Raw genomic sequence first — 11397 nt, forward strand, 5'->3', positions numbered from 1 at the left:
TTCATAGTAACAGGATAGTGAAGCGCTTTCAATACTTTTCGCAGAACTTACTTATTTCTACTGCCCATTTTTTTAATGAGTTTTTTAAATAAATTTTTATTAGGTCCCTCTTCTAATTCCTCAATTAAAGCAATTGCTTTATTTAAATACTTCTCACTTATTGCTTTAGATTCTTCAATGTTATCGGATTTTCGAATAGTTTGAATACATGTATCGAAATCAGATTGAGGACTTTGAGCATTTAAGTTAGTGATTTTTTGTTTGAAATCCTTATTCTTTCTCATTTCTAAAAGTACTGGCAAAGTAATATGACCGTTCATCAAATCGCTACCTACAGGTTTGCCCAATTTCTTTTCTGAGCTTGTGAAATCCAAAACATCATCAATGATTTGGAAACTCATTCCAATATAATGACCAATAAGTTTCAATTTGCGTATAGTTTTTTTAGAAGCACCAGAAGTAATTGCACCTACTTCAGTAGCTAATTGAATCAGTAAAGCAGTTTTACGATTAATACGACGCAAATAATTTGTAATATTTTGTTCGCTATTAAATTGATCTTGAAATTGAAATAACTCTCCCCTACATACGTCTACAATAGAGTTAGAAATAATAGAGTGAACGCGAGCATCTTTAATCTCAGATAGATGTTGAAGACCTAATGCAAGTAGGAAGTTTCCTGTTAATATAGCAGTGGTTTGATCCCATTTTTTAGAAATTGTGGGACGTCCTCGACGCTTGTCACTCTTATCAATAACATCATCATGGACGAGTGTAGCCATATGAATGAGTTCTAGTGCTACAGCCACACGATAGGTATCTTCTGAAGTACCTTCACTTGTGCCAAACTGACTGCTTAAAATTACAAAAACAGGACGTACTCTTTTACCACCTGAAGATAATAAGTGGAAAGAAGCCTCTTCTAGAGTTTGATCCGTACTTTGAATCGCACGTTCCAAACGTTCTTCAACTTTTTTTATTTCATTATTAATGTTTAACTTTGCCACGTTAATCACCTTTGGTAGAATCTTTTTCTTTATAGCCAAGGTGCATTGCAGCAACGCCACCTGTAAAGCTACGTACTGTTATATCATTAAATCCTGCTTCAAAGAATAAACGTTTTAACGTTTGCTTATCAGGAAAATTAAATGTTGATTGCTGTAACCATTCATACTCTTCTTTAGACTTAGCGAACATTTTACCGAATATAGGCATTACAAACTTGAAGTATAAGCTATAAACTTGTTTGAATAATGGTAAAGTAGGTTGACTTGTTTCAAGGCATACTACCATACCACCTGGTTTTAGTACACGGTGCATTTCTTGTAATGCAACAAGATAATCTGGTACATTTCTAAGTCCAAATCCAACTGTCACATAATCAAATGTATTATCATCAAATGGTAAGTTCATAGCATCACCATGAACAAGTTTCACATTGTTTAATGAAGATGTTTTTTCTTTTCCAACTTCTAGCATGTTCTCGCTAAAATCTAATCCAGTCACATGTCCCTTGTTGCCGACTGCTTTACTTAATGCGATTGTCCAATCAGCAGTGCCACAACAAACATCTAATGCTTGACTACCTTCTTTAACACGCATGTGTTTCATCACGTGTTTTCTCCAAACTTTGTGTTGTTCAAAGCTAATAATATTATTTAATCGATCATATTTTTGAGAAATATTTTGGAATACTGTATGTACTTGTTCTTTTTTTGCTTGATTTTCACCCATGTTAATTACCTCTTCTTTTTATATAGCTTTGATTAATTGTATTGAAATATTGGTCGATTGCTTGTTCATCATATTGATTTAAATATGAAGGATAATAGCCATCATCATTGTTAGTTAATTCATAGAATAAAGCGTACTTATCAACTTTCTTTCCAAAATGAGCAAGCGTAATATAAGGGAAAAGTACTTCAATATCAATGATAGCTTCATTTATCTCATATTCTGACAATGTTTGCTGATGAAGTGAAGATTTTAATTCGTTTACTTTTACAATAGCTTCACTCATTGATAATTGGTAAGAAAGATCATTAATTTCTGCTAATAACGTATAATAATGAGCACTTAGCAAATCTCCAATTAAAATTCCATTTTTAGATAAGTTATTCTTAGCAATATCATCTAGATGACTCATTGAAGTGTCAATAGTGAGGCAAGCAAGCTTAGCTTTTTCAGGAATAGAATATGAATCAAGTAAATTTCCTAAAGAAGAATTAATATGAATTGATTCGTAATCGTTTATACCTTTAAGCCTTTGTTCTATTTGTTTATTTAGTTTGCTTATTGTCGTTTCCATGTTCACACCTCACGATATTATCATAATAATATTAACATTATATGTATGAAATTAAAATCTATAGGAGTTGTTCTTTTAAGTAAAACTCCATTTGTTTAAAAGTGTTAATGTAAATATTACTCTTAATGTTATATATGTAAAAAAATTGGGGGTAGAATAAAAAATTAATTCCTTTGTTAGGTTCATTATCCTCCCCCTATTTAGTCAATTTATTTTATTTAAAAAGAAAATTAAGTATGTAAAAAAGAATACCTACTATTAAATAATATAAGGAATACATTAGTCTTTGACTAATGTATAAGAACACCTATTTATTTATAAAAAAGTAAAAGGATTACATTAGTCTTCGACTAATGCATAAAACCAACTAATAACAACAGAGTTGTAAAATGAATGCCTTAGTCTTTGACTAATGCATAAGAACACCTATTTATTTATAAAAAAGTAAAAGGATTACATTTGTCTTTGACTAATGCATAAAACCAACTAATAACAACAGAGTTGTTAAAGTTGGTCTAAAAATAAAAAAAGCCCCTGTGGGGCTTTTTGTAAGTAAAATTATTTAACAGCATCTTTTAATGCTTTACCAGCTTTGAATGCTGGTACTTTACTTGCAGGAATGTCAATTTCTTTACCTGTTTGAGGGTTACGACCTTTACGAGCAGCACGTTCACGTACTTCGAAGTTACCGAAACCGATTAATTGTACTTTTTCACCTTTAGCAAGTGATTTTTGGATTGATTCGAATACAGCGTCAACTGCTGAACCAGCTTCTTTTTTAGTTAAGTCTGCTTGTTCTGCAACTGCATTGATTAAATCTGTCTTATTCATTATGAATTCACCTCCTGAGGTTTTATAATGATATATTAAATATCATTATGTTTTGACTTTAACACACTGATTACTGTCATCGCAACGATTTATGCGTTAGAAACATTGATTTTACGCGTTTCATGATGAATTTTTTGAATATTCCTTCTAAAAGTGTAATTATACACTTGTCATTCAGCTTTTTTACCTCTACCCATAAGCTCTTTAACGCTCTCATTAACAGGTACATCTTCAAATAGTACACGATATAATGCACTTGTAATAGGCATATCTACATGTTCTTTTTTAGCTAAATGATAAACAGATTTAGTCGTATAAACACCTTCAACTACCATTTTCATTTCTTGTAAAGCTTCATCCATTGTTTTACCTTGTCCTAATTTAAAGCCAAGCGTATAGTTTCTTGAATGTGTTGAGGTACATGTCACGATCAAATCACCAATACCTCCTAATCCTAAGAAAGTCATTGGATCAGCACCTAATTTTTCTCCTAGACGACTAATTTCTGCTAAACCGCGCGTCATTAGCGCAGCTTTAGCATTATCACCGAAGCCCATACCCGCTACAATACCGCTAGCAACGGCTATAATATTTTTGAGTGCGCCTCCAAGTTCAACACCCACCAAGTCATTATTAGTATAAACACGTAAATAATCATTCATAAATAGATCTTGGATTAAAGCACTGATTTTCTCATCCTTAGAAGATGCTGCTACAGTAGTGGGTTGTTTAATAACTACTTCTTCTGCATGACTTGGACCTGAAAGAACACCAATACCCGCATTGTGTTCTGATGAAATAGAATCATCTATCATTTCAGACACACGTTTAAATGGTACATTTTCAATTCCCTTAGCAACGTGTATAAATGTTTTTTTAGAAGTAAGCAGTTTATCAATATTAGTAACTACTTCTCTCATTGCTTTCGTAGGTAGAGCCATTAGATAAACATCTGCATGTTGTGTTGCTTCTTCAAGATGAGTTGTTGCTTGAATCGTTTCATCTAATTTAGCATCTTTTAAATAATTTTTATTCATATGGTGCGTATTTAATTCGTTAACACTATCGTTGTTTTTTCCCCACATTAATACGTCGTGACCATTTTGGGCTAAAACATTAGCAAGTGCAGTACCGAAACTACCCATGCCAAAAACTGTTATTTTTGTCATAATTAAATCCCCTTTTTTAATTAATTTCTCTTTCTAGGAATAATATGGATTGGCGTTCCTTCGAAACCAAACGCATTTCTAATTTGATTCTCTAGATAACGTTTATATGAGAAGTGCATTAATTCTACATCATTAACAAAAACTACAAAGGTAGGTGGTTCTATTGCAACTTGTGTTGTATAGAATACATTTAATCTTCGCCCTTTGTCTGTTGGTGTTGGATTCATTGAAATTGCATCCGTTACGACTTCATTAAGTGTTGAGCTTTGAACACGTTTTTTATGATTTTCACTTGCCTCAGTTATGTATGGGAAAAGTGTTCTTAAACGTAAGCTCTCTTTAGCTGATACAAATGCAATTTGAGCATAATCCAAGAATTGAAATTCATTTCTAACATCTTCAGTGAACTTTTTCATTGTTTTGCTATCTTTTTCAACGGTGTCCCATTTATTTACAACAATAACAATTGCTTTACCTTCTTCATGAGCATATCCAGCTACACGTTTATCTTGTTCAATAATACCTTGTTCAGCATCGATGACGACAAGTACGACATTTGAACGTTCGATTGCTTTTAAAGCGCGTAATACTGAATACTTTTCAGTGGATTCATAGACTTTCCCCTTTTTACGCATACCTGCAGTATCAATAAGAACATAATCCTGTCCTTCATATGAATATTCAGTATCCACAGCATCTCTAGTTGTACCTGCAACATTTGAAACGATAACACGCTCTTCCCCTAGAATTGCATTAACTAGACTAGATTTACCAACATTTGGTCTACCTATAATAGAAAGTCTAATTGTATCTTCATCATAAGGATCTTCGGTTTCTTCGCCAAAGTTCTCAACTACGGCATCAAGTAAATCCCCAAGTCCTAAGCCATGTGACCCAGATATTGGATAAGGATCCCCAAAACCTAATGAATAGAAATCATAAATATCATTACGCATTTCAGGATTATCTACTTTATTTACTGCTAATACAACAGGTTTCTTAGATTTATATAACATTTGTGCAACCATTTCATCACTTTGTGTAAGTCCTTCTCTTACATTCACCATGAAAATGATAACATCCGCTTCATCGATAGCAATTTCTGCTTGTGCACGTATTTGAGTTTGGAAAGGTGCATCCCCAATTTCAATACCACCCGTATCAATGATATTAAATTCATGAGTTAACCATTCACCAGAAGAATAGATACGGTCACGTGTTACGCCTGGGGTATCTTCAACAATCGATACACGTTCGCCCACTACTCTATTAAAAATTGTAGATTTACCAACATTAGGTTTGCCTACAATTGCAACTATCGGTTTAGTCATAAGGTAACTTCCTCTCTTTCTTAATCTCTATAATTTTATCACATGAATGCGCTTATTCAAAACTTCATTAGATGTTTATCGTCATGTATAAAGGGCTTTTTACAATTTTCATAGAAAAATAAAACTCCAATTAATGTTCTAAGAACTACTTAAAGTTCTAAGACTTAATTGGAGTTTATAATATAAAATATACAAGAAAATTAATCGATTATATTAAAATTTAAGGTCTTTAAATTTATCTCCGAAAACATCCCCTAAAGTTGGGTTATCTTCATCATTATTATTTTCTAAATAAGATTGTGTTGTAGATTCATCACTTTCGATAACATCTTCTTTAGGTAATGTAGCTTTAATTGATAAAGAAATTCTTTCATTTTCTTCATCTATTCCTAAGATTTTAACGTTAACTTGTTGACCTGGTTCTAATTTTTCACTAGGTGAACCAATATGTTTATGGTCGATTTCAGAAATATGAACTAAACCTTGTACGGCAGGTGCAATTTCTACAAATGCACCGAAGTTAGCTAAACGTACAACTGTACCTTCAATAACGTCATCTTCGTGGAATTTACCTTTGATATTTTCGAAAGGTGTTGGTAAAGTGTCTTTAATTGATAATGAGATACGCTCAGAATCTTTTTCGACTGATTTGACTTTGACTTTTACATTGTCACCTACAGATACAACTTGTTCAGGTGATTCAACATGTTCGTGTGATAGTTCTGAAACGTGAACTAAACCATCTACACCACCGATATCAATGAAAGCACCAAAGTTAGTTAAGCGAGCTACTTTACCGTCAATAACGTCACCTTCGCTTAATGAATCTAATAATGATGCTTTTTTAACATCATTTTCAGCTTGTTCTACAGCTTTACGGCTTAAAATGACTCTATTGTTTTCAGGATCTAACTCTTCCACTTTAATGCGAATAGTTTGTCCATCAAATACAGAGAAATCTTCAATGAAATCAGTTGAAATTAGTGAAGCTGGTACGAATCCTCTTTGACCAACATCTACGACTAATCCACCTTTTACTACTTCAGTAACTTCAGCTTCAATCACTTCATCATTATCAAGTTTTTCTTGTAAGTATTCATATGATTTTTCAGTTTCAAGCTGTCTCTTAGATAAAATATACGCGCCTGAGTCGTTTTCTTCATCAAACTCAATTTTAGTGACGTAAGCTTCAACCTCATCGCCGACTTTAACTACTTCACTTGGATTTTCGATGTGGTGAGTAGAAAGTTGACTGATTGGGATGATACCATTAACTTTACCACCGTTGATGTGCACAACAACTTGTTTATCTTCAACTTGTTGAACCTCACCAGTGACTTTGTCACCTTCTTTAATATCATTAATCATTGATTCATTGAATTCTTCAGTCATCTTGTTTGCCTCCTTATACACTACATAATTATAACATCTTATAAACTGACAGAATTGTCAAGAAATTCTACTTTAAATATACTTTCTTATTCAAGTTAATCACTTAAGAAAGTTGACTGTCAGTCATAAGCCAACCACTTCATTTAATATTATGGCTTAGATTATGATTTAAATCTTTTAAATGCATCCATCAATTCCTTAATATTATTTCAATGATATCTACTTATTAAGATATGTTAAATTATAAATTTGAAAAAATATAGTTTGTAACTATTCACGGATGCAAATCTTATTTTCCAAGTTAATTATATAGAACATTAATACTTAGTTAAACTGATATGCTTAATAAAAAGACTATAATCATATACCAAGTGGTACATCAATTATAGTCTTTAATAAATTATACTTATTTAAGATGATCTACCATAGATAAAATTTCGTTAGTTACTACTTCAATAGACTTTCCAGTTGTATCTAATGTGATTGCATCGTCAGCTTTCTTTAATGGTGAAATCTCTCTATTCATGTCGTAGTTATCACGATCTTCAATTTCTTGTTTTAATTGCTCTAGATTAGATTCAATACCACGTAATTCATTTTCCTTTTGACGACGTTCTGCTCTCTCTTCAACGGAAGCAATCATGTAAACTTTAAGTTCAGCATTAGGCAATACAACCGTACCTATATCTCTTCCATCCATAACAATCCCTTTTTTGGCTGCTAGATCTTTTTGAATTTGTACTGCAAATGAACGAACAGGTTCTTTTGAAGCAACGTAAGAAACATGATTAGTGACGTCATTTTCTCTCAAATAATCAGTCACATCTTTCCCATCTAAAATAATTCTTTGTCCTTTTTCTTTATCATAAGTTAATTCTAACTCAGTACTTTGAATTAACTCGTCAAAATTACTTGGTTTGCCATTTTGTAAGTATTTATATGTTATGGCACGATACATTGCTCCTGTATCAACATATATCATAGTTAAACGGCTAGCAACTTGCTTAGCAATGGTGCTTTTTCCTGCAGCTGCTGGACCGTCTAATGCAATATTGATTGAACTCATTATTCATTAACCTTCCTTGTTGTTTTGTAAATATTATTTTATCATAAAAAAGTAAAAGATTAATAGGAGGAAAGACAATGAAAAAACTCCTTGTTATACATACTGGTGGCACTATTAGTATGTCACAAGATGCTTCAAATAAAGTTGTAACCAATGATGATAATCCTATATCAAAACATCAAGATATTATTGGTCAATACGCTCGAGTGGAAGAGACACATTTATTTAATGTTCCTTCTCCCCACATGACTATAGAAAAAGTTACTCAACTTCAACATAAAATTATTCAATGCGTTGAAATAAGTGAATATGATGGTTATGTTATTACTCATGGAACTGATACTTTGGAAGAAACAGCATTTCTACTCGACTTATTACTTAAAATTGAAGAACCTGTTGTTATTACTGGAGCCATGAGATCCTCTAATGAAATTGGTTCTGACGGTTTATATAATTTCATTTCTGCAATAAGAGTTGCTTCTTCTAATGATGCCTCAGGAAAAGGCGTAATGGTGGTCTTTAATGATGAAATACATACAGCTCGAAATGTAACCAAAACCCACACTTCTAATATCAATACATTTCAAAGCCCTAACCATGGACCTCTTGGGGTTTTAACAAAAGATAGAGTACAATTTCATCATCATCCCTATCGTCAATCTTCTTTTAAGATGATAAACCATCAATTGTATGTGCCTCTTATTAAGTCTTATATGGGAATGGGTAGTGACCTTTTAGAGTTTTATGCGAACCAAGGTGTCGACGGTATAGTCGTAGAAGCTCTCGGGCAAGGTAACTTACCCACTACATGTTTACATGGACTTAAGCAAATCCTTGATAACTACATCCCTATCGTTCTTGTTTCAAGATCGTTTAACGGTATTGTAAGTCCTGTCTATGCTTATGAAGGTGGCGGTGCTGATTTGTTTGAAAAGGGTGTTATATTTTCAAATGGATTAAATGGACCTAAAGCAAGACTTAAATTATTAGTTGGTCTAAGTCAAAACATGAATCATCAAAAATTAAAAAATTATTTTGAAGAATAATTTATAAAAAACGAGTTGTATGCCTCTAAGTCAAGGTATACAACTCGTTTATTTTATTATGACTCAAGTGGTGTTTGTTTTTTACTAAGTATACTTTGTGTAATAATGCCACCGTGGTATTTACCATTTTCAATGAAGATAGTATTAGCATCATTACCTGCGGCAATGACTCCTGCGATATAGCAATTTTCAACGTTTGTTTCATACGTTTCACGATTGTAAACAGGTGCTGTACCATATTCATTAGTATTGATTTCTATACCAATAGATTCTAGGAAATTGTAATCAGGATGGTAACCAATCATTGCGAACACGTAATCATTTGGAATCTCAATTGTACGTCCATCCTTTTCATAAGTGACTGTATCTTCAGTAATTTGTGTTACATTAGCGTTAAATTCCATAGTTATTTTTTCATGGTTAACGAGTGATTCAAAATTTGGTAATATCCATGGTTTAATCGCTTTTGGATATCTTTCACCACGATAAATGACTGTTACATTTGCTCCAGCTTTTTCTAACTCTAAAGCTGCGTCTACTGCAGAATTTTTACCACCAATAATTACCACATTTTGATTGAAGTATGGGTGTGCTTCTTTAAAGTAATGAAATACTTTAGGTAATTCAGCGCCCTCAACCTCTAATTTATTATGTTGGCCGTAATAACCTGTCGCGACAGTTAAAAATTTGCATTCATAAACATCTTTAGTTGTTGTAATGGTAAACTTATTATCAATTTTTTTAACTGTTAAAACTTCTTCAAATGGATGTATGTTTAATTGATGATGTTTAACAACTTCTCTGTAATAGACGAGCGCTTGATTTCGTCTCGGTTTACTTTCTTCGACAATAAATGGAATATCTCCGATACTCAACTTATCACTTGATGAAAAGAAAGTTTGATGAGTTGGATAATTGTAAATTGATTCTACAACATTCCCTTTTTCTATTACTAAAGTTTCAATCCCTTTTTTCTTCTGCTCTATAGCAGCGCTTAAACCGCATGGGCCACCACCAATTATAATGCTTTCAACTCTTTGCATGATTTGCCCTCCTTTAATCACCAAATTATTATATCAGTTATTAATGATTTTAGCTAAGCATGAAAAGAATAAAATTAAAAAAAATTGAGTATATTCATGTGAATATAAATATAAAAGAATGAAGTTAAATTAAAAAACGTTCTCTTGGCAATTGCCGAGAGAACGTTTTTTATAGTGTGCTTTATGGTTTCTATTGAGGAATAACTAACGTTTGACCGTTATGAATGTCATTACTACTTAAACCATTAGCACGTTTGATTTTATCAACATTTTGCTGAGTACCCTCACCGTAATACTGGATTGCGATACGATATAGGTTTTCTTTACCGTTTACAGTATGAGATTGTTGACCTTGGGTATTTTGTTGATTGTTATTGTTACCTTGTGTAGAGTTACCATTATTTTGTTGATTATTTTGTGTACCTTGGTTTTGGTTGTTAGCAGTACCGTTTTGGTTAGATGAATTATCTGTGCTATTTGCATTTTGATCTGAACCAGCAGCACCACCGTTAGCACTATTACCATTTTCATCTGAATTTGAAGCGCTATTATTTGAAGAAGCTTTATCTTTGTCGCTGTCTTTATTGCCATCTTTATTTTTATCTTTGTCTTTGTCTGAAGAAGCTTTATCTTTATCATTTGCCTTTTTATCAGAATCTTTCTTACTTTGGTCAGAAACTTTATTATCATCGTTTTTACTATTATTATGATTGTTTAATGCCATTCCACCAAAGATAGCAATTGCACCAAGTATAAGCACTGCAGCAATCAGTGGTAATAATATCTTCATTATTCCACCTTTTTTCTTATTGTCACGGTTATCATTTCTACGGTCATAATTGCGGTCGTCTCTATTGTTGTTTCTATCGTCTCTACGCCCATGGTCATGTTGATTGCGATTATCTTTATGTTTGTCATGTTCATGTTTTGCTAATCCAGCAGCTCCAGCGGCACCTGCAGCGCCAGTTCCAACAGCAGCAGCTTTTTTACCTTTACCAGATTTCTTATCATGATCTTTATTATCATTGTTACGTCGTTCATGATCGAAATCTTTGTCATGTTGGTTATTGCGTTTGTCATTAGTGTCATGATGTTGATCATGACTAGCATGTTTGTCTTCATGATTTTTATTTTTCTCATCATGGTGATGTTTAGCAACACCGGCAGCACCCGCAGCGCCAGCAGCTTTTTTACCTTTACCAGATTTCTTA

11 protein-coding genes are annotated in these 11397 nt (G+C 32.8%); 1 reads left to right on the forward strand and 10 read right to left on the reverse strand.

Going from position 1 to position 11397, the window contains the following annotated elements; genetic code table 11:
• Window positions 1-47: 47 nt before the first annotated feature.
• The 8 genes from HMPREF2642_RS09695 to cmk all read right to left on the reverse strand — a co-directional run bounded on the left by HMPREF2642_RS09695 (window position 48) and on the right by cmk (window position 8097).
• Complete coding sequence (locus HMPREF2642_RS09695) at window positions 48-1007, reverse strand: polyprenyl synthetase family protein (protein WP_049428700.1); 960 nt, start codon at window positions 1005-1007, stop codon at window positions 48-50.
• A gap of 1 nt (window position 1008) precedes the next feature.
• On the reverse strand, window positions 1009-1734 hold the full coding sequence (locus HMPREF2642_RS09700; RefSeq protein ID WP_002433785.1) for a demethylmenaquinone methyltransferase: 726 nt from the start codon (window positions 1732-1734) through the stop codon (window positions 1009-1011).
• A gap of 1 nt (window position 1735) precedes the next feature.
• Entirely contained in the window at window positions 1736-2308 is a 573-nt protein-coding gene (locus tag HMPREF2642_RS09705) for a heptaprenyl pyrophosphate synthase subunit A (RefSeq protein WP_049428702.1), read from the reverse strand.
• Between the two features lie 558 nt (window positions 2309-2866).
• Window positions 2867-3139: an HU family DNA-binding protein gene (locus tag HMPREF2642_RS09710; protein ID WP_002433931.1), complete on the reverse strand. Its 273-nt coding sequence runs from the start codon at window positions 3137-3139 to the stop codon at window positions 2867-2869.
• Between the two features lie 170 nt (window positions 3140-3309).
• Entirely contained in the window at window positions 3310-4308 is a 999-nt protein-coding gene (locus HMPREF2642_RS09715) for an NAD(P)H-dependent glycerol-3-phosphate dehydrogenase (RefSeq protein ID WP_070597820.1), read from the reverse strand.
• Window positions 4309-4328: 20 nt separating this feature from the next.
• Window positions 4329-5639, reverse strand: coding sequence for a ribosome biogenesis GTPase Der (gene der / locus HMPREF2642_RS09720; RefSeq protein ID WP_002453287.1), 1311 nt, complete (start codon window positions 5637-5639; stop codon window positions 4329-4331).
• A gap of 213 nt (window positions 5640-5852) precedes the next feature.
• On the reverse strand, window positions 5853-7031 hold the full coding sequence (gene rpsA / locus HMPREF2642_RS09725) for a 30S ribosomal protein S1 (protein WP_070597821.1): 1179 nt from the start codon (window positions 7029-7031) through the stop codon (window positions 5853-5855).
• A 406-nt stretch (window positions 7032-7437) separates the two neighbouring features.
• Window positions 7438-8097: a (d)CMP kinase gene (gene cmk, locus HMPREF2642_RS09730; RefSeq protein ID WP_002433890.1), complete on the reverse strand. Its 660-nt coding sequence runs from the start codon at window positions 8095-8097 to the stop codon at window positions 7438-7440.
• 77 nt (window positions 8098-8174) lie between these two features.
• Here cmk and HMPREF2642_RS09735 point away from each other — a divergent pair, with 77 nt between their 5' ends.
• A complete protein-coding gene (locus tag HMPREF2642_RS09735) occupies window positions 8175-9143 on the forward strand; it encodes an asparaginase (protein ID WP_049427652.1) in 969 nt (322 codons plus the stop codon).
• A 56-nt stretch (window positions 9144-9199) separates the two neighbouring features.
• On the opposite strand, the gene ypdA is transcribed toward HMPREF2642_RS09735, so the two are convergent.
• Together ypdA and ebpS are read right to left on the reverse strand one after the other, a co-directional pair.
• Window positions 9200-10186: a bacillithiol disulfide reductase YpdA gene (ypdA, locus tag HMPREF2642_RS09740; protein ID WP_023350237.1), complete on the reverse strand. Its 987-nt coding sequence runs from the start codon at window positions 10184-10186 to the stop codon at window positions 9200-9202.
• Window positions 10187-10376: 190 nt separating this feature from the next.
• Window positions 10377-11397: elastin-binding protein EbpS (ebpS, locus tag HMPREF2642_RS11890; protein ID WP_256276646.1), on the reverse strand; the 1021-nt coding region annotated here is incomplete at its 5' end.

The sequence above is a fragment of the Staphylococcus sp. HMSC055A09 genome (genome assembly GCF_001809655.1).
GTDB classification, from domain to species: Bacteria; Bacillota; Bacilli; order Staphylococcales; family Staphylococcaceae; genus Staphylococcus; species Staphylococcus capitis.